Origin of the sequence: Acidovorax sp. A1169, from assembly GCF_030704685.1 — a bacterium.
In the GTDB taxonomy this organism is placed as follows: Bacteria; Pseudomonadota; Gammaproteobacteria; order Burkholderiales; family Burkholderiaceae_C; genus Acidovorax.
Genome location: NZ_JAUZDX010000004.1, coordinates 326212 through 347652, shown reverse-complemented (window position 1 = coordinate 347652; position 21441 = coordinate 326212). Strand labels below are relative to the sequence as shown.

The 21441-nt window shown below is 67.9% G+C and carries 20 protein-coding genes, 1 tRNA gene and 1 pseudogene; 14 read left to right on the top strand and 8 right to left on the bottom strand.

Annotation, left to right across the window (positions count from 1 at the left end; all coding sequences use genetic code 11):
• Positions 1 to 26 precede the first annotated feature (26 nt).
• From hutC to QYL93_RS09995, 11 genes are all read left to right on the top strand, one after another.
• Complete coding sequence (hutC, locus tag QYL93_RS10045) at positions 27 to 812, top strand: histidine utilization repressor (protein ID WP_305743516.1); 786 nt, start codon at positions 27 to 29, stop codon at positions 810 to 812.
• 71 nt (positions 813 to 883) lie between these two features.
• Complete coding sequence (gene hutH, locus QYL93_RS10040; protein WP_305743515.1) at positions 884 to 2467, top strand: histidine ammonia-lyase; 1584 nt, start codon at positions 884 to 886, stop codon at positions 2465 to 2467.
• A 51-nt stretch (positions 2468 to 2518) separates the two neighbouring features.
• Positions 2519 to 4240, top strand: coding sequence for a urocanate hydratase (hutU, locus tag QYL93_RS10035; protein WP_305743514.1), 1722 nt, complete (start codon positions 2519 to 2521; stop codon positions 4238 to 4240).
• Between the two features lie 38 nt (positions 4241 to 4278).
• Entirely contained in the window at positions 4279 to 5031 is a 753-nt protein-coding gene (locus QYL93_RS10030; RefSeq protein ID WP_305743513.1) for an IclR family transcriptional regulator, read from the top strand.
• A gap of 86 nt (positions 5032 to 5117) precedes the next feature.
• Positions 5118 to 5711, top strand: a complete 594-nt coding sequence (locus QYL93_RS10025) for a HutD family protein (protein WP_305743512.1) — start codon at positions 5118 to 5120, stop codon at positions 5709 to 5711.
• Positions 5712 to 5721: 10 nt separating this feature from the next.
• Entirely contained in the window at positions 5722 to 6984 is a 1263-nt protein-coding gene (hutI, locus tag QYL93_RS10020) for an imidazolonepropionase (RefSeq protein ID WP_305743511.1), read from the top strand.
• Between the two features lie 4 nt (positions 6985 to 6988).
• On the top strand, positions 6989 to 8380 hold the full coding sequence (locus QYL93_RS10015) for an FAD-binding oxidoreductase (RefSeq protein ID WP_305743510.1): 1392 nt from the start codon (positions 6989 to 6991) through the stop codon (positions 8378 to 8380).
• Complete coding sequence (locus QYL93_RS10010) at positions 8377 to 9510, top strand: histidinol-phosphate transaminase (RefSeq protein WP_305743509.1); 1134 nt, start codon at positions 8377 to 8379, stop codon at positions 9508 to 9510. Before QYL93_RS10015 ends, QYL93_RS10010 begins: the two co-directional genes overlap by 4 nt.
• Complete coding sequence (locus QYL93_RS10005) at positions 9507 to 10892, top strand: formimidoylglutamate deiminase (protein ID WP_305743508.1); 1386 nt, start codon at positions 9507 to 9509, stop codon at positions 10890 to 10892. Before QYL93_RS10010 ends, QYL93_RS10005 begins: the two co-directional genes overlap by 4 nt.
• A gap of 34 nt (positions 10893 to 10926) precedes the next feature.
• The gene (hutG, locus tag QYL93_RS10000) at positions 10927 to 11745 is read left to right on the top strand and encodes an N-formylglutamate deformylase (RefSeq protein ID WP_305743507.1); all 819 of its coding nucleotides are present in this window, start codon (positions 10927 to 10929) and stop codon (positions 11743 to 11745) included.
• Positions 11746 to 11870: 125 nt separating this feature from the next.
• The gene (locus QYL93_RS09995) at positions 11871 to 12080 is read left to right on the top strand and encodes a hypothetical protein (protein ID WP_305743506.1); all 210 of its coding nucleotides are present in this window, start codon (positions 11871 to 11873) and stop codon (positions 12078 to 12080) included.
• A 188-nt stretch (positions 12081 to 12268) separates the two neighbouring features.
• Here the strand turns inward: QYL93_RS09995 and asd are convergent, their stop codons facing one another.
• The 8 genes from asd to QYL93_RS09955 all read right to left on the bottom strand — a co-directional run bounded on the left by asd (position 12269) and on the right by QYL93_RS09955 (position 19828).
• Positions 12269 to 13120: an archaetidylserine decarboxylase gene (gene asd / locus QYL93_RS09990; RefSeq protein WP_305743505.1), complete on the bottom strand. Its 852-nt coding sequence runs from the start codon at positions 13118 to 13120 to the stop codon at positions 12269 to 12271.
• Positions 13121 to 13155: 35 nt separating this feature from the next.
• Positions 13156 to 14388: a hypothetical protein gene (locus QYL93_RS09985; RefSeq protein WP_305743504.1), complete on the bottom strand. Its 1233-nt coding sequence runs from the start codon at positions 14386 to 14388 to the stop codon at positions 13156 to 13158.
• A gap of 33 nt (positions 14389 to 14421) precedes the next feature.
• Positions 14422 to 15150, bottom strand: a complete 729-nt coding sequence (locus QYL93_RS09980; RefSeq protein ID WP_305743503.1) for an ABC transporter ATP-binding protein — start codon at positions 15148 to 15150, stop codon at positions 14422 to 14424.
• Between the two features lies 1 nt (position 15151).
• Positions 15152 to 15931 (bottom strand): ABC transporter ATP-binding protein, encoded by a 780-nt coding sequence (locus QYL93_RS09975; protein ID WP_305743502.1) that lies wholly within the window; start codon positions 15929 to 15931, stop codon positions 15152 to 15154.
• Complete coding sequence (locus QYL93_RS09970; RefSeq protein ID WP_305743501.1) at positions 15924 to 16916, bottom strand: branched-chain amino acid ABC transporter permease; 993 nt, start codon at positions 16914 to 16916, stop codon at positions 15924 to 15926. Before QYL93_RS09970 ends, QYL93_RS09975 begins: the two co-directional genes overlap by 8 nt.
• Positions 16917 to 16962: 46 nt before the next feature.
• On the bottom strand, positions 16963 to 17826 hold the full coding sequence (locus QYL93_RS09965; RefSeq protein WP_305743500.1) for a branched-chain amino acid ABC transporter permease: 864 nt from the start codon (positions 17824 to 17826) through the stop codon (positions 16963 to 16965).
• 30 nt (positions 17827 to 17856) lie between these two features.
• The gene (locus QYL93_RS09960) at positions 17857 to 18495 is read right to left on the bottom strand and encodes a LysE family translocator (RefSeq protein WP_305743499.1); all 639 of its coding nucleotides are present in this window, start codon (positions 18493 to 18495) and stop codon (positions 17857 to 17859) included.
• Positions 18496 to 18640: 145 nt separating this feature from the next.
• Positions 18641 to 19828, bottom strand: coding sequence for an ABC transporter substrate-binding protein (locus tag QYL93_RS09955; protein ID WP_305743498.1), 1188 nt, complete (start codon positions 19826 to 19828; stop codon positions 18641 to 18643).
• 385 nt (positions 19829 to 20213) lie between these two features.
• Here QYL93_RS09955 and QYL93_RS09950 point away from each other — a divergent pair.
• The 3 genes and pseudogenes from QYL93_RS09950 to QYL93_RS09940 form a co-directional block, all read left to right on the top strand.
• Positions 20214 to 20309: pseudogene (locus tag QYL93_RS09950) on the top strand (CBS domain-containing protein); the annotation flags it as partial.
• Positions 20310 to 20736: 427 nt separating this feature from the next.
• Positions 20737 to 20985, top strand: a complete 249-nt coding sequence (infA, locus tag QYL93_RS09945; RefSeq protein ID WP_007856902.1) for a translation initiation factor IF-1 — start codon at positions 20737 to 20739, stop codon at positions 20983 to 20985.
• A gap of 239 nt (positions 20986 to 21224) precedes the next feature.
• Positions 21225 to 21301 (top strand) — tRNA-Pro (locus QYL93_RS09940).
• Positions 21302 to 21441 lie beyond the last annotated feature (140 nt).

Here is a 21441-nt window from a genome sequence, read left to right as displayed (position 1 = left end):
GCCACCCGGTCCAGCCCTCTACCACCATGTCCACCGCTTCCTCCGCCCGCCCCAAGGCCACGCAGCAGTCTGCTGCGCAGCCCGAGGCGTCTGCACTGGCCCTGTACCAGCAGATCAAGGACCACATCGCGCGCAAGATCCAGGACGGCTCCTGGAAGGCCGGCGACCGCCTGCCGTCCGAGAACGACCTGGTGACCCAGTTCGGCATGTCGCGCATGACGGTGAACCGCGCCCTGCGCGAGCTGGCCGAGCAGGGTCGCATCGTGCGCGTTGCGGGCGTGGGCAGTTTCGTGGCCGAGGACAAGCCCCAGTCCACCTTGCTGCAGATCGCCAACCTGGCCAGCGAGATCCGCCAGCGCGGGCACGACTACCGCTGCAAGGTGCTGACCGTGGAGCGCGTCTCGGCCACCATGGAGGTGGCGGCGGCGCTCGACATGCGCACCGGCGAATCGGTGTTCCACGCCGTCTGCGTGCACCTGGAGGATGGCCTGCCCGTGCAGCTCGAAGACCGCTACGTGAACCCGCGCGTGGTGCCCCAGTTCGCGCAGCAGGATTTCACGCTGCTGCAGCCCTCGGAATTCCTGGTGCGCAACGTGCCCTTCGACCAGGTCGAGCATGTGGTGGATGCCGTGCTGCCCACGGCCGACCAGGCCCTGCTGCTCGAAATGGACCCGGCCCAGCCCTGCCTGCTGCTCACGCGGCGCACCTGGAGCCGGGGTGTACCCGTGACCATGGTGCGCTGCCTGCACCCGTCATCGCGCTACCGGCTGGGGAGCCGCTTCCGGGCGGACGGCAACCCGGTTTTTGAATAGATTTCCTGGGGTTTGCCCGCTGCGAGCCTCCATTTTTCGCTTGTGCCAACTTGTATATACAGGATCAACCAATGACCACTGCAACCTCTGTATCCCCAAGCACCCTGCTGCTGCGCCCCGGACAGGTGAGCCTTGCCGAACTGCGCCGTCTGAGCGCTGGTGGCGTGCGCCTGTCGCTGGACCCTGCAGCCCTGGCCGGCATGCAGGCCTCCGAAGCCACCGTGCAACGCATCGTGGACGAAGATCAGGTGGTCTATGGCATCAATACCGGCTTCGGCAAGCTTGCCAGCACCAAGATCGCCCATGACCGCCTGGCCGAGCTGCAGCGCAACCTGGTGCTCTCGCACAGCGTGGGCACGGGCGAGTCGCTGCCCGATCCGGTGGTGCGCATGGTGCTGGCCACCAAGGCCGTGAGCCTGGCGCGCGGCCATTCGGGCGTGCGCCCGGCCCTGGTCGACGCCTTGCTGGCGCTGGCCAATGCCGACGTGCTGCCCGTGATTCCGGCCAAGGGCTCGGTGGGCGCCTCGGGCGACCTGGCGCCGCTGGCCCACATGGCCTGCGTGCTCATCGGCGAAGGCCAGGCCAAGGTCAATGGCCAGTTGGTCTCCGGCCGCGAAGCCATGGCCGCAGTGGGCCTCGATCCCTTCGTGCTGGGCCCCAAGGAAGGCCTGGCGCTGCTCAACGGCACGCAGGTGTCCACCGCGCTGGCGCTGGCGGGCCTGTTCGGCGCCGAGAGCGTGCTGGCCGCCGGCCTGGTGTCGGGCGCGCTGTCGCTCGAAGCCATCAAGGGTTCGGTCAAGCCCTTCGATGCCCGCATCCACGAGGCGCGCGGCCAGGTGGGCCAGATCGCCGTGGCGGCGGCCGTGCGCGCGCTGCTCGACGGCAGCGAGATCGATCCCTCGCACCCCAACTGCGGCCGGGTGCAGGACCCGTACTCCATCCGCTGCGTGCCCCAGGTGATGGGCGCGTGCCTCGATAACCTTACGCACGCCGCGCGCGTGCTGCGCATCGAGGCCAATGCGGCATCTGACAACCCGCTGGTGTTCACCGACACGGGCGAGGTGATCTCGGGCGGCAACTTCCACGCCGAGCCGGTGGCCTTCGCGGCCGACATCATCGCGCTGGCCGTGTCGGAGATCGGTGCCATCTCCGAGCGCCGCATGGCGCTGCTCCTGGACACCGGCCTGTCCGGTCTGCCAGCCTTTTTGATCCGCGATAGCGGCGTGAACTCGGGCTTCATGATCGCCCAGGTCACCGCCGCCGCGCTCGCGGCCGAGAACCAGTGCCTGGCCCACCCGAGCAGCGTGACCAGCCTGCCCACCTCGGCCAACCAGGAGGACCATGTGTCCATGGCCACCTACGGCGCACGCCGCCTCGGTGACATGGTGCGCAACACCGCCGTCATTGTCGGCATCGAGGCCATGGCCGCCGCGCAGGGCATCGATTTCGAGCGCGTGCCTGCACCGGGCGCCGCCGCAACCCCCTGGCTCAAGAGCTCCGCGCTCATCGAGGCGCAGCTGGCCGCCATTCGCCAGCGCGTGGCCTTCCTGGAGCAGGACCGCTACCTGGCGCCCGACATCGAGGCCATGCGCCTGTGGGCGCTCGAATCCGCCTGGCCTGCGCCCCTGACCCTGTGCCTGCCCAGCCACGCCTGAGCTTGTCCATTCAACCGTTTTATTCGCACCAACGTTGACCAGGAGATCACCATGAACGCCAACGACGCCATCCTGTCCGCCACCTCCGCCGATCCTCGCCACGATCCCACGCGCGTGATCCGCGCGCCGCGCGGCACCGAGCTCACCTGCAAGAACTGGCTCATCGAGGCGGCCTACCGCATGATCCAGAACAACCTCGACCCCGAGGTGGCCGAGCGCCCGCAGGACCTGGTGGTCTACGGCGGCATCGGCCGTGCGGCGCGCAACTGGGAGTGCTTCGACCAGATCCTGGCCTCGCTCAAGGACCTGAACGATGACGAGACCCTGCTGGTGCAGTCGGGCAAGCCGGTGGGCGTGTTCAAGACCCATGCCAACGCGCCGCGCGTGCTGCTGGCCAACTCCAACCTGGTGCCCAAGTGGGCCACCTGGGAGCATTTCAGCGAACTCGACCAGAAGGGCCTGTTCATGTATGGCCAGATGACGGCCGGCAGCTGGATCTACATCGGCAGCCAGGGCATCGTGCAGGGCACGTTCGAGACCTTCGTCGAGGCCGGCCGCCAGCACTACGGCAACAGCCTGGCGGGCAAGTGGATCCTCACGGCCGGCCTGGGCGGCATGGGCGGCGCGCAGCCGCTGGCCGCCACGCTGGCCGGCGCCGTGTCGCTCAACATCGAGTGCCAGCAAAGCAGCATCGACTTTCGCCTGCGCACCCGCTACGTGGACAAGCAGGCCAAGGACATCGATGACGCCATCGCCCTGATCCAGCACCACACCGAGCGCAAGGAAGCCGTCTCCATCGCCTTGCTGGGCAATGCCGCCGACGTGCTGCCCGAGCTGGTGCGCCGCGCCCAGGCCGGTGGCATCAAGCCCGACCTGGTGACCGACCAGACCTCGGCGCACGACCTGATCAACGGCTACCTGCCCAGCGGCTGGACCGTGCCCGAGTGGCAGGCCGCCATGAAGGACCCTGCGCGCCATGCGGCGCTCACTGCCGCTGCCGCCAAGAGCTGCGCCGTGCATGTGCAAGCCATGCTCGACTTCCAGGCCATGGGCGTGCCCACGGTGGACTACGGCAACAACATCCGCCAGGTGGCGTTCGACGAGGGCGTGAAGAACGCCTTCGACTTCCCGGGCTTTGTGCCGGCCTACATCCGCCCCCTGTTCTGCGAGGGCAAGGGCCCGTTCCGCTGGGTGGCGCTGTCGGGCGACCCGGAAGACATCTACAAGACCGACGCCAAGATCAAGGAACTGTTCCCGAACAACACGCACACCCACCGCTGGCTGGACATGGCGCGCGAGCGCATCAGCTTCCAGGGCCTGCCGGCGCGCATTTGCTGGCTGGGCCTGGGCGAGCGCCACATCGCGGGCCTGGCCTTCAACGAGATGGTGAAGAACGGCGAGCTCAAGGCCCCCATCGTGATCGGCCGCGACCACCTCGATACCGGCTCGGTCGCCAGCCCCAACCGCGAGACCGAGAGCATGAAGGACGGCACCGACGCCGTGAGCGACTGGCCGCTGCTCAACGCGCTGCTCAACACTGCGGGCGGCGCCACCTGGGTCAGCCTGCACCACGGGGGTGGCGTGGGCATGGGCTACTCGCAGCATTCGGGCATGGTCATCGTCGCCGACGGTACCGATGCAGCAGCCGAGCGCCTGGCGCGCGTGCTGGTCAACGACAGCGGCAGCGGCGTGATGCGCCACGCCGATGCCGGCTACGACCTCGCCGTGGCCACCGCGAAGAAGCAGGGCCTCAAATTGCCCATGGTGCGCTGATCACAGGCCATACAGCATCCGTACCGAGGCCCTGAGACATGCCCAAGGACGCGCCAACGCTGCCCGCCGTGCCCACAGCCGACCGGGTGCTGCAGGTACTGGCCGTGCTGGCCCAGCAGGGCAAGTCCATGCCTGCGGCCGAACTCATGGAGCGCACCGGCCTGGCGCGCAGCACGCTGTACCGCCAGCTCGCGCGGCTCAAGCGCTGGGGCTTCGTGCTCGAAAGCGATGGCTTCTATGCCCCCGGTCCGCTGAGCCTGCAGCTGGCACTGGGCTTCGATCTGGCCTCGCACCTGGTGCGCCAGGCCCGGCCCGACATGGTGGATCTGGCCCAGCAATCGCAGGAGAGCGTGGGCCTGATCGTCGCCGTGAACGACCAGGCCATCTGCCTGGACATGGTCGAGAGCCAGCATTCGCTGCGCTGCTCTTTCGAGAAGGGTCGCAGCGTGCCCCTGCGCGCCGGGGCCTCGGCCAAGTGCGTGTTGGCCCACCTGCCCGAGGCGGTGCGCGCTGCCGTGCTCGACAGCCAATGGGGCGCAGGCACGCCCGAACGCGATGCCGCGCAGCGCGAGACCGATGCCATCCGCAAGGCAGGCTTTGCCATGACCGCCGGCGAGGTGGACCCCGGCGTCTGGGGCTGCAGCGTGCCCCTGTTCGGCGCCTCGCGTCAGTCCGTGGGGGCCATCACGCTGATGGCACCCATCGTGCGCGCCAGCGGGCAGGAAGAAGCCCTGATCCGCATGGCCGTGGTGGCCGCGGCGCGCATCTCGCGCCAACTGGTTCTGCATTGACTGACAACGACACAAGTGATTTTTCCGATGACCGCCTCACTCCCCATGGCCTTGCTGTTCCCCATCCCTGGACAGGAGGCCTGAACATGGTCCAGTTCTTCGACCTGGCCTCCACCCCCAGCGTGCCCTGGAAGAACGGTGGCGGCAGCACCCGCGAACTGGCCTGCTGGCCGCAGGGCGCGGGCATGGATGGCTTCGAGTGGCGCGTGAGCGTGGCCACGATTGCCCAGGCGGGCCCGTTCTCGGCCTTCCCGGGCGTGGACAGGCAGATCATGCTGCTCGACGGCGACGGGGTGCACCTGCGCTCCAACGACGGCCAACTGGACCATGACCTCGACCAGCCCTGGCAGCCGCTGGCCTTCAAGGGCGATGTCGCCGTGGATTGCGACATGCTGGGCGGCCCATCCACCGACTTCAACCTCATGGTGCGCCGGGGCCGCTGGCATGGCGGCCTGCAGGTGACCGGCCATGCGCGTGTGGCAGGGCGCACGCGCGCCGGCCTGTGCATGGTGCTGCGCGGACGCTGGCGCTGCGGCGAGGACGTGCTGGAACCCGGCCAGGGGCTGTGGTGGAGCGATGGCACCGCAGAAAATGCGCTGGAACCCCTGGACCCCCCGGCGCAAGGGCAGCCTGACCCTGCGCTGGCCTGGATCGACCTGGACATGGAACCCTCCGACTGACTGTTTGCCCATGACAACCACCACCATCCCCACCCCTCAAAGCCATCCCTCTGCCGATGGCATCTGGATCGGCCTGCGCCCAGCCCCTGGCTTGTGCACTGCCGACCTGCCTGTGCCCGAAGGCGCGGCCACCTGCGTGGTGGTGCAGGGCGGCACCGTGCAGTGGGTGGGGCCGGAGGACGCCTGGCCCGCCGCCTGGAATGCGCTGCCGCGCTTCGACGCGCGGGGCGCCCTGGCCACACCCGGCCTGGTGGACTGCCATACCCACCTGGTCTATGGCGGCCAGCGCGCCAACGAATTCGCGATGCGCCTGGCGGGCGCCACCTACGAAGAGGTGGCCAGGGCCGGCGGCGGTATCGTCTCGTCGGTGCGCGCCACGCGCGAGGCCAGCGAGGATGAACTTTTCGCCCTGGCCCTGCCGCGCCTGCAGGCGCTGCTGGACGAGGGCGTCTGCGCCATCGAGATCAAGTCGGGCTACGGCCTGGCGCTGGACCACGAGCGCAAGCAACTGCGCGTGGCACGCCGTCTGGGCGAGGCTTTGGGCGTGACGGTGCGCACCACCTTCCTCGGCGCGCATGCGCTGCCATCCGAGTACGCGGGCCGCAGCCAGGACTACACCGACCTGGTCTGCAAGGAGATGCTGCCTGCGCTGGCTGCAGAAGGCCTGGTGGATGCGGTGGACGTGTTCTGCGAACGCATCGCCTTCACGCTGGCCGAGACGGAGCAGGTCTTCCAGGCCGCGCGCGCGCTGGGCATTCCCGTCAAGCTTCATGCGGAGCAGTTGTCCGACATGGGCGGGGCCGCGCTGGCCGCGCGCTACGGCGCGCTCTCGTGCGATCACATCGAGCACCTGTCGGCCGACGGCATTGCCGCCATGAAGGCCGCAGGCACCGTGGCCGTGCTGCTGCCCGGCGCCTACTACACGCTGCGCGACACGCACCTACCGCCCATCGCCGCGCTGCGCGAGGCTGGCGTGCCCATGGCCGTGTCCACCGACCACAACCCCGGCACCTCGCCCGCGCTGAGCCTGCTGCTCATGGCCAACATGGCCTGCACGCTGTTCCGCCTGACGGTGCCCGAGGCGCTGGCCGGCATCACCACGCACGCCGCGCGCGCGCTGGGCCTGCAGGACACGCATGGCCTCATCGCATCGGGCCGGCCGGCCAACTTCGTGCTCTGGCCCTTTGCCGATGCGGCGGAGCTGGCCTACTGGTTCGGCCACAAGCCCGCGCGCACCATCGTGCGCCAGGGGCGCATTGTGAAAGGGGCCTGAGCCCATGGCCACGCACAGCGAATTCCTGGCAGCGCTGGTCGAGGCGCTCGGTGCCGACCGCGTGCAGGTGGGCGCTGCCGTGCCCCCGCGCCACCATACCGATTGGAGCGGCACGGCCCCCGTGCCACCGCTGGCGCTGGTGCTCCCGCGCAGCACCGAGGAAGTCTCGGTCCTGCTGCGCCTGTGCCATGCCCACCGCGTGCCCGTGGTGCCCCAGGGCGGCCTCACCGGTCTGGCCGGGGCGGCCGTGCCCTGCGCGGGCGGGGTGGCGCTGTCGCTGGACCGCATGAACGCCATCGAGGCGGTGGACGCACGCTCTGCCACGCTCACCGTGCAGGCCGGTGCCACCGTGCAGGCGGTGCAGGAGGCCGCGCTCGCCGTGGGCCTGCAGTTCGGCGTGGACTTCGGTGCGCGCGGCTCGGCCCAGGTGGGCGGGGCCGTGTCCACCAATGCCGGCGGCAATGGCGTGCTGCAGTACGGCATGGTGCGCGAGCAGGTGCTGGGCCTGGAGGTGGTGCTGGCCGACGGCACGCTGCTGCCCATGCTGCGGCCCATGCTCAAGAACAACACGGGCTACGACCTCAAGCAGTGGTTCATCGGCGCCGAGGGCACGCTGGGCGTGGTCACGCGCGCGCTGCTGCGCCTGCGGCCACTGCCGCGCGCCAAGGCGACCGCGCTGGTGGCGCTGCCCGATTTCGATGCGGCGCTGGCGCTGCTGGGCCGGCTGCAGGGTCGCTTTCCGGGTGCGCTCTCGGCCTTCGAGCTCATGTGGCGCGATTTTGTCGAGGCCTCGCTGCGCTGGCAGACGCTGCGCGAGCCGTTCGAGGCGCCGCACCCGTTTGCTGCGCTCATCGACGTCGGCGGCCAGGACGAAGCCGGCCTGCGTGACGCGCTGGAAGAAGTGTTGGGCGAGGCCATGGAGGCCGGTGAAGCCATCGATGCCGCCATCGCCCAGTCGCAGGCCCAGGCGCAAGCCTTGTGGAAGATCCGCGAGGCCACGGCCGAGCTGCCCGCGCACATGCACCCACCCATCAACTTCGACGTGAGTCTGCCGCAGGCCGACATCGGCCGGTTTGCCGAGGAATGCCGTGCCGCGCTGTCCGCCCGCTGGCCCGGGCATGCCACGGTGTTCTTCGGCCATATCGGCGACGGCAACCTGCACCTCTCCACCGATGCCTCCACCGTGGGCGGTGACGAGGCCGCAGTCGAGGCACTGGTGTACGCCCAGGTGGCGGCCTTTGGCGGCAGCGTCTCGGCCGAGCATGGCATCGGCCTGCACAAGAAGCCCTACCTCCACGCCAGCCGCACACCGGCCGAACTGGCTGCCATGCGCGCCGTCAAGCAGGCGCTCGACCCCCTCCATCTCATGAACCCCGGCAAGGTATTCGACCTATGAACGCTGCTGCATCCGCCATTGAAGCCCTGGCCCGCCCCGAGGTGGCCCCGCTGCCCGCCTACAACGCCGGCCTGTCGTCCGATGCCGTGCGCCAGCGCTACGGCGTGACCGAGATCGCGCGCCTGGCCAGCAACGAGAACCCCTACGGCGCCAGCCCCGCCGTGGCGCGCGCGCTGGTGGACCTGGCAGCGCGCGTGGGCACCTACCCCGATGCGAACTGCACCGCGCTGCGTGCGGCCATCGGGGCACGCACAGGCATTGAATCGCATCGCATCGTCGTGGGCAATGGCTCCGAGGACATCCTGCAGATGCTGTGCCAGGCCTTCCTGTCGCAGGGCGACCGGGTGCTCACCCAGCGCCCGGCCTTCGGCCTGCACGAGATCTACCCGCGCATGATGGGCGCGCAGGTCGAGCTGCTGGCGCTCACGCCCGAACTCGGCTTCGACGTGGATGCCTGGTGCGAAGCGCTGGCGCGCAGCCCCAAGATCGCCATGCTGGCCAATCCCTCCAACCCCGTGGGCTGCATGTTCACGGCGCAGGAGTTCGAGCGCCTGCTTGCGGCCACGCCCGCGCACACGCTGCTGGTGGTGGACGAGGCCTACTACGAGTACGCCTGCCATGCGCAAAGCTACCCCGACGTGCTGGCCCTGCTGCGTGGCCGTGCCGCGCCATGGATCGTGCTGCGCACCTTCTCCAATGCCTGGGGCCTGGCGGGCCTGCGCGTGGGTTATGGCCTGGCCAGCGACGCAGCGCTGGTGCAATTGCTCGACCGGGTGCGCACGCCCTTCAACGTGAACCATGCCGCCCAGGCTGCGGCGCTGGCGGCCTGGGGCGACGAGGCCTTCATGCGCCAGAGCGTGGCCGAGACCGTGCGCCTGCGCGGCGTGTTGCTGGGGCGCCTGCAGGCCTTGGCGGGCGTTCGCATTGCGCCTTCGGCCACCAACTTCCTGTTTCTGGACATCGGCCGGCCCAATGGCCCGGTGAACGAGGCCCTGCTGGCCCGCGGCCTCATCACCAAGCCCTGGAAGGAGCCGGGTTTCGAGTCCTTCATTCGCGTTTCGGTGGGTACCGAGGCCGAAAACGCGCGCTTTGCGCAAGCGCTGGCCGAGATCCTGGAGGTGGCGGCATGAGTACGAACTTGCTGTTTGCCGAACACGCACTGCTCCCCGGTGGCTGGGCGCGCGACGTGCTGCTGCAGTGGGACGCCGCGGGCCGCCTGCAGTCCGTGGCGCCGGGCAGGGCGGCTGGCGCCGCGCCACGCGCCACGGGGCCCGTGGTGCCGGGCATGCCCAACCTGCATTCGCATGCCTTCCAGCGTGCGTTCGCGGGCCTCACGGAATACCGCGGCGAAAGCCAGGACAGCTTCTGGAGCTGGCGCAACCTCATGTACCGCTTTGCGGCGCAGATCACGCCCGAGTCGCTCGAGGCCATCGCCACCTGGCTCTATGTTGAGATGCTCGAGGCGGGCTATACCTCCGTCTGCGAGTTCCACTACGTGCACCACGACCAGGACGGCCGTCCCTATGCCGACGATGCCACGCTGTCGCTCGCGCTGCTGCGCGCGGCGCGCAATGCAGGCATCGGCATAACCTTGCTGCCGGTGCTCTACCAGACCAGCGGCTTTGGCGCCAGGCCGCCGCGTGCGGACCAGGCGCGCTTCATCCGCAGCACCGACAGCATGCTGGCGCTGCTGGAGCGCCTGGCCCCCTTGGCGAAGGCGCAGGGTGCTGGCCTGGGCCTGGCGCCGCACTCGCTGCGCGCCGTGCCGCCCGACAGCCTGGCCGCCGCCGTGCAGGGCCTCACCGCCATCGATGCCCACGCCCCCATTCACATCCACATCGCCGAGCAGACCCAGGAGGTGGAAGACTGCCTGGCCTGGAGCGGCCAGCGCCCCGTTCAGTGGCTACTCGACAACGTGGCCGTGGACGCCCGCTGGTGCCTGGTGCATGCCACGCACATGGCGCCGCAGGAGTATGCGGATGCCGCGCGCACCGGTGCCGTGGCCGGCATCTGCCCGACCACCGAGGCCAACCTGGGCGACGGCATCTTCGACATGCCGCTGTGGCAGGGCCATGGCGGTGCCTGGGGCGTGGGCTCCGACAGCCATGCCTGCGTGAATGCGGCCGAGGAATTGCTGATGCTGGAGTACAGCCAGCGCCTGTCGCTGCGCCAGCGCAACGTCCTGGCCAGCGCTGCGCAGCCCCAGGTGGCCACGGCTATGTGGCTCGCGTCCGTGCAGGGCGGGGCGCAGGCATCGGGCCGCCCTGTGGCGGGTCTGGCCGTGGGCCAGCAGGCCGATTTCGCGGTGCTGGACCCGGCGCACATTGCGCTTGCCGGGTTGCCGATCGAAGCCATGCTCTCGGCCCATGTGTTCGGCAGCCACCGTACCAGTGCGCTGCACGGCCTGTGGGCCGGCGGCGTACAGCGTGTGTCCGCAGGCCGGCATGCCCTGCATGAGAGTGCGGCTGCTGCCTTTGCCCAGGCCCGTGCGGCAACCATCGCGCCACAATGAAGAACTCTGAAAAGCGTCCCTTGAGACCCACGCCATGACCGTCACCACCCAACCCGCCTTCACTTTCCACCAAGGCACCGCGCCGCTGCTGGTTTCCATGCCGCATGTGGGCACCTATGTGCCACCGGCCATTGCCGCGCGCTTCACCGACGAGTGCCGCCAGGTGCCCGACACCGACTGGCACCTGGAGCGCCTGTACGATTTTGCGAAAGGCATGGGCGCATCCATCCTCGCGGCCACGCATTCGCGCTATGTGGTGGACCTGAACCGCCCGCCCGATGGGGCCAGCCTCTACCCAGGCCAGAGCGTCACCGGCCTGTGCCCCGTGGACACCTTCGACGACACGCCCATCTACACCCGCGGCGACGGGCCCGACGATACCGAAGTGGCCGAGCGCCGCGATGCCATCTGGGCGCCGTACCACGCGCAGCTGCGCGCCGAGCTCGACCGCATCAGCGCCGCCCACGGCGTGGTCGTGCTGTGGGATGCGCATTCGATCCGCTCGGTGCTGCCGCGCTTCTTCGAGGGCAAGCTGCCCGACCTGAACCTGGGCACGGCCAACGGCGAGAGCTGCGACCCGGCGCTGGCGCAGGAGCTGCTGGCCATTGCGCAGGCCGCACCGGGCCATACCGCCGTGCTCAACGGCCGCTTCAAGGGCGGGCACATCACGCGCCACTACGGCCAGCCCGCGCAGAACGTGCATGCCGTGCAGCTGGAGATGACGCAGTGCAGCTACATGCAGGAGGCCCTGCCATTCGACTACCTGCCCGAGGTGGCTGCAGGCGTGCAGTCGCACCTGAAACGCATGCTGGAGGCCGCGCTGGCCTTTGCGCAGGCGCGCGCCAAGGGCTGAACTGCCCAGCTTTACCGCCGATAGGGCCGTTGCTGAACGTGTATAGGTGCTAACATGTGCCAAGCGGTCCTTGCATGGCCGCAGGTGAGCCATTCGGCCACCATTGCGGAAGGAGCCGCATTCTCGTGGATCCAGCGGCTTACTACTACATGCCCTTGTTCAAGCCAGGCGCCTTCGTGCACCTGGGATCGAACCGCGAGACGGTGAGCCATATCGTCGTTCGCCGCGATGCCATGATGATCTACTTGGTGGGGCACGAGGCTCCGGTGCATCCTGATGCACTTCGGCTGGCGCCCACAGCCTTCCATCTCGCGCGCGTGCCGGATCGCCTCTGAGAGGCTGAGAATCTTTCGTCCACGCCCGCCTTGTACGCCAAAACACCTCGGCTCGTCGAAAGCAAATGCTCGCCATAGCCCGAGCTATGGCTGTGCTTTGCGCCTAGATCCGAGGCGTTTTGACGCGCCCCTCGGACACGGCCAAAAAATTCCCAGCCTCTGAGTCCAGGCCCGCAGCGCGGGCTTCTTTACCCCGCCTGGTGGTGCGCCATGGTTTCGCCCAACCGCACTGGACGTGCAGGCGCCCACTCGGCGTTGAACTGGAAGGGTCCCTTGGGGAACAGCATCACCACGGTGGAGCCGAGCAGGAAACGGCCCATCTCCTCGCCCTTTTGCAGCGACACCTGGTCGGCCGGGTAGTCCCAGTGGCGCAGCACGCCGGTGCGCGGCGGGTTCACTTGGCCATGCCAGACGGTGGCCATGCTGCCCACGATGGTCGCGCCCACCAGCACCAGCACGAAGGGCCCGTGCGCCGAATCGAAGAAGCACACCACGCGCTCGTTGCGCGCGAACAGGCCGGGCACGCCGCGCGCCGTGGTCGGGTTTACCGAAAACAGATCGCCGGGCACATGCACCATGCGCGTGAGCTGGCCTGCGCAGGGCATGTGGATGCGGTGGTAGTCGCGCGGGCTCAGGTACAGGGTGGCGAAGTAGCCATCGTCAAAGCGCGCAGCCAGCGACGAATCGCCGCCCACCAGTGCCGTGGTGGAGTACGAATGGCCCTTGGCCTGGAAGATCTGGTCCTTCTGGATGGGGCCGAACTGGCTGATGGCACCGTCCACGGGGCAGACCAGGTCGGCATCGGCCAGCAGGCGCGCGCCGGGCTGCAGGGCCCGGGTGAAGAAGTCGTTGAACGAGGCATAGGCCGCGATGTCCGGATTGGCAGCCTCCGCCATGTTCACCTTGTAGTGGGACACGAAGCCTCGGATCACTGAGGTGGTCAGCCCTCCGAGCTGGGCCGAGGCGAATTTTCCCGCCAGGGCGGTCATGGCCTGCTTGGGCATCAGGTACTGGGGGAGAACGGCGAGGCTGTCAGACACTGTGGGAACATCCTTGGAAAGGGGTGCGGGCCATTCTACTGATGGCGGGCGCTCAAAAAATGTAGGTGTGCAGCCTGTTGTGCAGGCTGCGTTGGCCAGGCGGCGGGGCGTGGCGCCCAGTCTTCGGACGCCTGCACCAGCGCGCCGATGTAGCTGCCCAGGTCGATGCCCAGCATGCTGGCCGCAGCCTCGGCGCCTGCATCGCGGCGGTTGGCGCTGGTTGCGAAGCGGCTGAACGCGGGCCAGTCGCGCGCCAACTGCTCCACCGCGATGCGGGCGAGGTCGTACGACAGCGCGTTGCCATCGTCCGTGCGGTGGAAAGAGTCGCCCGACCAGAACTCCTGCACGCGCTCGGCATTCCAGAACGCCAGGTGGCGCTGGTGCATGGCCTGCGGCGTCTGCGCAGGGTGGCGCGCGCCTGTCAAGCGGTGCTCGGTGTTCACGGCCAGGCCTTCGTCGAGCCAGGTGGGCAGGTGCAGGTACGACAGGGCGCTGTGCGTGAGTTCGTGCGCGATCACGGGCTCTATGGTCGACAGGTCGGCCTGCACCACCACGAAGTGCGGGCAGCCGTTGTGGATGAACATGCCGCCGCTGAAGGCGAATTCACCGCCATCGGGATAGAACTGCCCCACGTAGTGGTAGTAGAGCTCCTCGCTCTCCAGCACCAGCAGCACGCTCTTCTCGCCCGGGTGGAAGCGGGCCACGCCGTCGAGCACGCGCGCGATGCGCTGGCGCGTCTTGCCCACGTAGCCCGCCATGGCCTGTGCCACTGGCGGCTCCAGGGGGGACAGGATGGAGACGTCCGCGCTCTCGTGCAGGTGCATGTGCGGGCCGATGGCGTCGCGCAGGTGCAGTAGCCAGGCGCGGCGGCCCAGGGCGATGGCTTCTGTGGTGGCTTCGGGGCTGGCGGCCTGTCCGGCCCAGTGGTCGAGTGCCTGCCAGTCCATCAGGGGCAGGCCGGCGGGGGCGCTCAGGTGGTCCCGCACGGCGAAGGGTTCGAGGCCGGCCATGCGCAGCACCTCCGGCGCCGGGGGGTGTTCGCCGCCCTGGCCCGGCAAGGCCAATGCCGCAGGCAGTGAATCCGCTGGCGGCGCAAACTGGTAGCGCGCCATGAATGCGCCCAGGAAGGGCAGGATCCAGATGCCCATCACCATCAGCGCCTTGCGGTTGGCGAACTCGTTGCTGCGCCGCACGCGCCGCGTGGCCCAGGTGTTGAGCAGCACCAGGGCGGCAAGCAGTGAGAGGAAGATGGCGGGGGCAGGGGACATGGGCGAGCATGGCGGTGCAGAGACCGCCGGATGCTACACGCCCAGGTGCTGCTCCAGCAGTTGCGGCTGGGAACACAGGGTCTCTGAGCTGCCTTCGAACACCACCTGGCCCTTGACCAGGATGACGTTGCGATCGGTGATCTGGGTGACGTGCTTCCAGTTCTTGTCGACGATCACGCTGCTGATGCCGCTGGCCTTGATGAGGCTGCAGATGCGCCAGATCTCGCGCGCGATCAGCGGCGCCAGGCCTTCGGTGGCCTCGTCGAGGATGAGCACGTCGGGGTTCGTCATCAGTGCGCGGCCGATGGTCAGCATCTGCTGCTCGCCGCCGCTGAGCTGCTGGCCGCCATGGCCCAGGCGTTCCTTGAGGCGCGGAAAGGTCTCCAGCACGCGCTCGTAGGTCCAGTCGCGCTGGCCGCGCGTGCCGGCGCGGGCTGCCATCTGCAGGTTTTCGACCACGCTCAGGTTGCCGAAAATGCCGCGCCCCTCGGGCACGTAGGCGATCCCCAGGCGCGCCACCTCGTAGGGTGGTCGGCCCGTGGTGTCGCGCCCGGCCACGGCCACGCTGCCCGAGCGTGGCTTCACCAGGCCCATGAGCGACTTGAGCAAGGTGCTCTTGCCCATGCCGTTGCGACCCATGAGGCCGATGGTCTCGGCCTGGCCCACGGTGAAGTCCACCCCGTGCAGGATGTGGCTGGCGCCGTAGAAGGTGTTGAGGCCGCGGGCCTCGATCAGGGGAGTGTTTTGCTGCTGCTGTGCCATGTCAGTGTTCCTCACCCAGGTAGGCGGCCTGCACGTTGGCGTCGGCGCGCACTTCGGGCGGCGTGCCGCTGGCAATGGCTTCGCCGTTGACCATCACCGTGAGGTGGTCGGCCAGGGCGAACACGGCGTCCATGTCGTGCTCCACCAGCATCATCGCGTGACCGGGCTTGATGCGCAGCAGCAGCTGCACCATGCGCTCGGCCTCGGCCACGCCCATGCCGGCCAGGGGCTCGTCGAGCAGCAGCACCTGGGGCTCGGTGGCCAGGGTCATGGCGATCTCCAGCTGGCGCTGCTCGCCATGGCTCATGGTGCCGGCCACGGCATCGCGCCGCGCCTGCAGGCCTGCCAGTTCGATGGCCCGGTCCACGCGTTCACTGCTGGCGCGGTTGTGCGCGCCCTGGTCGCGTGTGTCGCGCCACCAGCGCAGCGGGTTCCAGGGCTGCTGCGGATCGCGCGACTGGGCGGCCAGGCGCACGTTCTCGTGCACGGTGAAGGGCAGAAAGATGTTGGTCTTTTGGTAGCTGCGGCCCAGGCCCTGGCGCGAGATGCGCTCGGGCGCCCAGCCGGTCACCTCGGTGGCGCCCAGCCGTATCTGGCCGGCCGTAGGGGGCAGGTCGCCCGAGAGCAGGTTGGTCAGCGTGGACTTGCCCGCGCCGTTGGGCCCGATCACCGCATGGATGCGGCCGCGCCACAGGTCCACCGAGACGCCGTTGACGGCGGCCAGGCCGCCGAAGCGCTTGGTGATCTTGTGGGCCGACAGCAGTACGTCGTGCTCAGCCATGGTCCGTGCCTCCCTTGGCGGCGCGCAGGCGCACCAGCATGCCCAGCAGCCCGCGCGGCGCCACCAGCACCACCAGCACGATGAAGCTGCCCATCAGCAACTGCCAGTGCTTGGTGATGTCCTTGAACACATGCAGCAGGTACTCGAAGGCGAAGGCGCCGACGATGGCCCCTGCGAAATTGCCCATGCCGCCCAGGATGACCATCATGATGGCGTGCGCGCTCATGTGAAAGCCCATGAGCTCGGGGTTCACATAGCCCGTCTGCGCGCCCCACAGGTAGCCCGCCAGGCCCGCCAGGGCGCCGGCCACGGTGAAGGCCGTGAGCTTGTAGCCCTGGGTGGAAAAGCCCATGGCACGCATGCGGTGCTCGTTGACGCGGATGCCCGCCAAGGCCCGGCCCAGCGGGCTCCATAGCAGCCGGCGCAGCCCCGCGTAGACCAGCACCACAAGCGTCAGTGTGAAGTAGTAGAAGGTGCGGCGCCCTTCGAGGTCGAACGGCAGCCAGCCGAACAACGAGGCATCGGGGCGCAGGTTGATGTAGCTGCCGTCCGAGCCGCCCAGGATCTTGTTGTCGAAGAACAGGTAGAACACCATCTGCGCGAACGCCATGGTCACCATGATGAAGTAGATGCCGTGCGTGCGCACCACGAAGAAGCCGATGAACAGCGCCACCAGGGCCGAGCCCGCCACGGCCGCCGGCAGCGACCACCATAGGCTCACCGGCGCATCGGCCGGGGTCAGGAAGGCCAGCGCATAGCCGGCCACGCCGAAGTAGGCCGCGTGGCCCAGCGAGACCAGGCCGGTCACGCCCTGCAGCAGATCGAGGCTCATCGCGAAGATGGCCATGATCATCATGCGCGTGACCATCTGCACATAGAAGTCGCTGCCCACGAACGGAAACGCCAGCAGCGCGACGAGGCCCAGCACGAGCACGAACTGCACGCTGCGCGGCAGCACCTCCAGGTTGGTGCGGGGAGCGCTCATGCGGGCCTCCGGGGGGCTGGCAGGGCAAGGATCACAGGAACGACTGTCATTGTTTGAAAAGACCTTCGGGTTTCCACAGCAGCACGGCCGCCATCAGCATGTAGACCAGCATGCCGGCCACGGAGGGCAGCAGCACCTTGCCGAAGGTGTCCACCAGGCCCACCAGCAGCGCCGAGATCAGGGCCCCGCGCACCGAGCCGATTCCGCCGATGACCACCACCACGAAGCACATGATGAGCACCGAGGAGCCCATGTTCGGGTAGACGCTGGATACCGGCGCGGCCACCATGCCGGCCATGGCCGCCAGGCCCACCCCCAGCGCGAACACGATGGCATGGATGAGCTTGATGTTCACGCCCAGCGACTCGGCCATGTCGCGGTTGAAGGCACCGGCGCGGATCTTCATGCCCAGGCGGGTCTTGGAGATCAAGAGGTACAGGCCGATGGCCAGCACGATGCACACACCCGAGATGAACAGACGGTACACCGGGTAGGAGAGGGTGTCGGTGAGCGGAATCGACCAGTCCAGCAGTTGGGGGATGGCCACGCCGTGCACGTCGTCGCCCCAGAGGATGGATCGCAGCTCCTCGAAGATGTAGATCAGGCCGAAGGTGAGCAGCACCTGGTCCAGGTGGTCGCGCTGGTAGAAGTGGCGAAACAGCAGCCACTCAAGTGCCAGCCCGAAGGCCACGGCCAGCACCGCGCCGCCCAGGATGGCCAGCGTGAGGCTGCCGAAGTACCCCGACAGCGAGTACGCCAGGTAGGCACCCAGCATGTAGAAACTGCCGTGCGCAAGGTTCACCACGCCCATGATCCCGAAGATCAGCGTGAGGCCGGCGGCCAGCATGAACAGCAAGAGGCCGTACTGCACGCCGTTGAGCAACTGGATCAGGAAGGTGGCGAAGTCCATGGGGGCGTGCGGTCAGGGTTGGGTCGGTCTCTAGGCTGCTCGGCGCGTGGCCAGCAGCAGGGTGCCCATCAGGGCGAACAGGCCGCCCGAGATGCGGTTGAACCAGCGCATGCGGTTGCCCGAGCGCAGTGCCGGGGCCAGGCGCGCCACGCCCAGCGCGCACAGCGTGAGCACCGTGAACTCGAAGGCCACGAAGGTGGCGGCCAGGACCGCGAACTGCGGCGCGAAGGACAGCGTGGGGTTCAGGAACTGCGGAAAGAAGGCCGTGAAGAACAGGATGGCCTTGGGGTTGCTGCCGCCCACGATCAGGCCCTGCACGAACAGCCGGTGGGCAGGCACTGCGGGTGCTGCGGTGGCGCCCTCGGGCATCTGGTCGAACACGGTGCTCTGGCTGCGGAAGGTCTTGATGCCGAGCCAGATCAGATAGGCAGCGCCCGCTGCCTTGAGCACCCAGAAAGCGGTCTCGGAGGCGGCCAGCAGCGCGTCCAGGCCCAGGGCCGACAGCAGCATGGTGCCCAGCACCGCGGTGACGCTGCCCCCTGCGGCTGCCATGGCCTTGCGCGGGCCGTGCTGCAGCGAGGTGGTCATGCACATCAGCATGGTCGGGCCGGGCGAGAGCACCAGCAGAGCCACGGCGGCCAGGTAGAGCAGGTAGGTACTGAGGGTCATGGAAGAGGGTGATCCAAGGGGGTGGCCGCAAGGTCCGGGCGCACGAAGGACTGGCCCGCCACATCGGCAGGCAAAGTCATTGTGTCAAATCCCGCAGGCCAGGGCTGCGCAGGCAGTTGCCTGCCGCACAGCGGCCAGTGGCGTGTTACGCCATGCGGCAGCCGGCGCCGCTGTCGGACAGGGCTTTCGCTGCCACACCGACCACCTTGTTTTCCTTGTTCTCGACCACGCGCAGGTAGATGTCTTGCACGGGGTTGTGCGCCTTGCTCATGGTCCACTTGCCGCGCGGGCTGTCGATCACGGCGCCCTCCAGCGCCTTGTACAGGGCAGGCTTGGCCGCCAGGTCGCCCTTGACGGCGTTGGCACCCTGCACCAGCAGCAGGCCGGTGTCATAGCCCTGCACGGCATACACGTCGGGCTGGCTGCGGAAGGCCTTGGCGTATTCCAGGCGGAACTGCTTGTTGCGCGGCGTGTCCAGCGAGTCGCTGTAGTGCATGGTGGTGATGATGCCATCGGCCGCAGGGCCGGCCGCATCGAGCACGCCTTCGGTCAGGAAGCCCGAGCCATACAGCGGAATCTTGTCCTTGAGGCCGGCCGCCGCATAGTCCTTGATGAACTTGGCGGCACCGCCACCGGCGAAGAAGCAGGCCACGGCATCGGGCTTGAGGGCCGCGATCTCGGTCAGCAGCGCCTGGAACTCCACGTTCGGGAACGGCAGGCCCAGCTCCTTGACGATGGTGCCGCCGGCTGCGGTGTAGCTCTGCTTGAAGCCTTCGAAGGCCTCCTCGCCTGCGGCGTACTTCCAGGTGATCCACACGGCCTTCTTGTGGCCCTTGTCCACCATCGCCTTGCCCAGGGCCAGCGTGGGCTGGGAGTTGCTGAACGAGGTGCGGAACACGTTGGGCGCGCACAGCCCGCGGGTGGCGGCATGCACGCCGGCATTGGGGATCAGGTTGAGCACGCCGGTGTCGCGCGCCACCTTCTGGATGCCCATCTGCACGCCCGAGTGCACGGTGCCGATCAGCACGTCCACCTTGTCGCGCTGCACCAGCTTGCTGGCGTTTTCGACGCCCTTGCTGGGCTCGGACTCATCGTCCACCTTGAACCATTCGATCTCGCGCCCGCCGAGCTTGCCGCCCTGCTGGTCGATGGCCATGCGCACGCCGTTCTCGATGGCCACGCCCAGCTGGGCGAAGGTGCCCGTATAGGGGAGCATGAAACCCACGCGCACCTTGCCGCTCTGGGCGCGCACGATGGAGGGCAGCAGCAGGCCGGTGGATGCGGCGCCGACGAGGGCTGCGCTGCGGCTGATGACAAGGCGGCGAGTGGTCATGGGGAGTGTCTCCTTTGTTTAGGCTTAAAGTAATTTAACCCCAAGCCCCTGTGTGAAAACCTATGGCTTACCCGTACCGGCACTGACTGCTGGCGTCCTTCACAGGTTCACGGGTATGTTCCGGGAGGGCTTGTTTCGGGCCCTCTATGGCGACAACGAGTGTGAAGTAAACTGCATCCAATGCGGTGTACATGCAGTATAGAGCATGTTTTCTGGGCCGTGTACAGCGGTTTGAGGGGGAACGATAGGTAGTTTCGAGCATAGTGCCCACCTTGGCAGCAGCGAGCGCCATTTCTGGTCGGCCGCGCTGGCATCGATGGTCGCGAGCGCCTGCGCTTCAGGTGCTGGACGTGAGCCGCACCGACCTGAGAGGCATGCTGCGGCTGGCGGGCACCACCACATCCCTATCGTCGTCGAGGGCGGGCACCTGGTGGGCATCATCACCCAGACCGATCTGGTGCGTACCCTGGCGGGTGGCTGAGCAGGGCCAGGATCCTGCTGGGTGAAGTGGCTCTGGGGTCCTCTGGGGAGGCTCTGGCGCCGTCCCGCGACACTGCTGCGCCCGTGACATAGGCAAGCCCCGGTACATCGCGGTACAATCTACAGGCTATGCACAGCGCTCTGCCTGTCCATTGATACGGATTTGCCTTTAACCGTGAGCGATAGTTGGTTCGCCTTGCCGTGCTACAGCACGGTCTGCGGCTCCCGCCTAGCGATACGATCAAATGTAAATCCGTATGAAGCCGTCTCCCCGGCCCTCTGCCTGATCTGCGCCCCGGGTGCAGCGACTCCCACCGCCTGCAACGCACCGTGTGTCGAGCCCGACCACGCTGCATCGGCCGTGGTGGATGCCCCAGCGTTCAGGCGCCGATCACCAGATTTTTTGATTTTTGAAAAGACAAGAGAACATGGCCAAAGAAGAACTGATTGAAATGCAAGGCTCCGTGACCGAAGTGCTGCCCGACTCGCGCTTTCGCGTGACGCTGGACAACGGTCACCAGCTGATTGCCTACACCGGCGGCAAGATGCGCAAGCACCACATCCGCATTCTGGCGGGCGACAAGGTCTCCCTGGAAATGTCGCCTTACGACCTCTCCAAGGGCCGCATCACCTTCCGCCACCTGGCCGGCCGCGGCCCAGGTCCGTCGAGCCGCTGATTGCTGGCCACCACGCGGCCACGATGTGGTCGCGCGCTGTTGCCTGCTTGCTGGTTCTCCGTGGTGTCTTCCCCGTTGGTTGGTTGATTGAGTTTCCCCCGTCGCCGCAGTTTGCATCGCCCTGGATGCATGACAGCACTGCCGATGGAACCCTGGTCCGGTGCAGTCGCTGCAAAAAATTCAAAAAAAGCGCGCATTTGGTCAGAACCCGAAATTTCCCGGGTTAGAATACGAGCTGTCGGAGCGTAGCGCAGCCTGGTAGCGCATCTGCTTTGGGAGCAGAGGGTCGCGAGTTCGAATCCCGCCGCTCCGACCATTATTGGCAAGGCCTGCAGAAGCAATTCTGCAGGCCTTTTGTCATTTCCGGGTCGTCATTGGCACGCGAGTGTGTTCGCGCTGACCCTGCCAGCGATGGTGCAACTGCTTGCCATCGCTGATCTCCCCGCATCATCCTTT

Coding starts and splice junctions, on each gene's coding strand:
- QYL93_RS09965 (WP_305743500.1), bottom strand. CDS start 17,826: ATGGACTTCGCCACCTTCCTGATCCAGTTGCTCAACGGCGTGCAGTAC.
- hutU (WP_305743514.1), top strand. CDS start 2,519: ATGAACGCCAACGACGCCATCCTGTCCGCCACCTCCGCCGATCCTCGC.
- QYL93_RS09960 (WP_305743499.1), bottom strand. CDS start 18,495: ATGACCCTCAGTACCTACCTGCTCTACCTGGCCGCCGTGGCTCTGCTG.
- QYL93_RS09975 (WP_305743502.1), bottom strand. CDS start 15,931: ATGGCTGAGCACGACGTACTGCTGTCGGCCCACAAGATCACCAAGCGC.
- QYL93_RS09980 (WP_305743503.1), bottom strand. CDS start 15,150: ATGGCACAGCAGCAGCAAAACACTCCCCTGATCGAGGCCCGCGGCCTC.
- infA (WP_007856902.1), top strand. CDS start 20,737: ATGGCCAAAGAAGAACTGATTGAAATGCAAGGCTCCGTGACCGAAGTG.
- hutH (WP_305743515.1), top strand. CDS start 884: ATGACCACTGCAACCTCTGTATCCCCAAGCACCCTGCTGCTGCGCCCC.
- hutG (WP_305743507.1), top strand. CDS start 10,927: ATGACCGTCACCACCCAACCCGCCTTCACTTTCCACCAAGGCACCGCG.
- hutC (WP_305743516.1), top strand. CDS start 27: ATGTCCACCGCTTCCTCCGCCCGCCCCAAGGCCACGCAGCAGTCTGCT.
- QYL93_RS10030 (WP_305743513.1), top strand. CDS start 4,279: ATGCCCAAGGACGCGCCAACGCTGCCCGCCGTGCCCACAGCCGACCGG.
- QYL93_RS09970 (WP_305743501.1), bottom strand. CDS start 16,916: ATGAGCGCTCCCCGCACCAACCTGGAGGTGCTGCCGCGCAGCGTGCAG.
- QYL93_RS10010 (WP_305743509.1), top strand. CDS start 8,377: ATGAACGCTGCTGCATCCGCCATTGAAGCCCTGGCCCGCCCCGAGGTG.
- QYL93_RS09985 (WP_305743504.1), bottom strand. CDS start 14,388: ATGTCCCCTGCCCCCGCCATCTTCCTCTCACTGCTTGCCGCCCTGGTG.
- QYL93_RS10005 (WP_305743508.1), top strand. CDS start 9,507: ATGAGTACGAACTTGCTGTTTGCCGAACACGCACTGCTCCCCGGTGGC.
- QYL93_RS10015 (WP_305743510.1), top strand. CDS start 6,989: ATGGCCACGCACAGCGAATTCCTGGCAGCGCTGGTCGAGGCGCTCGGT.
- QYL93_RS09955 (WP_305743498.1), bottom strand. CDS start 19,828: ATGACCACTCGCCGCCTTGTCATCAGCCGCAGCGCAGCCCTCGTCGGC.
- QYL93_RS10025 (WP_305743512.1), top strand. CDS start 5,118: ATGGTCCAGTTCTTCGACCTGGCCTCCACCCCCAGCGTGCCCTGGAAG.
- hutI (WP_305743511.1), top strand. CDS start 5,722: ATGACAACCACCACCATCCCCACCCCTCAAAGCCATCCCTCTGCCGAT.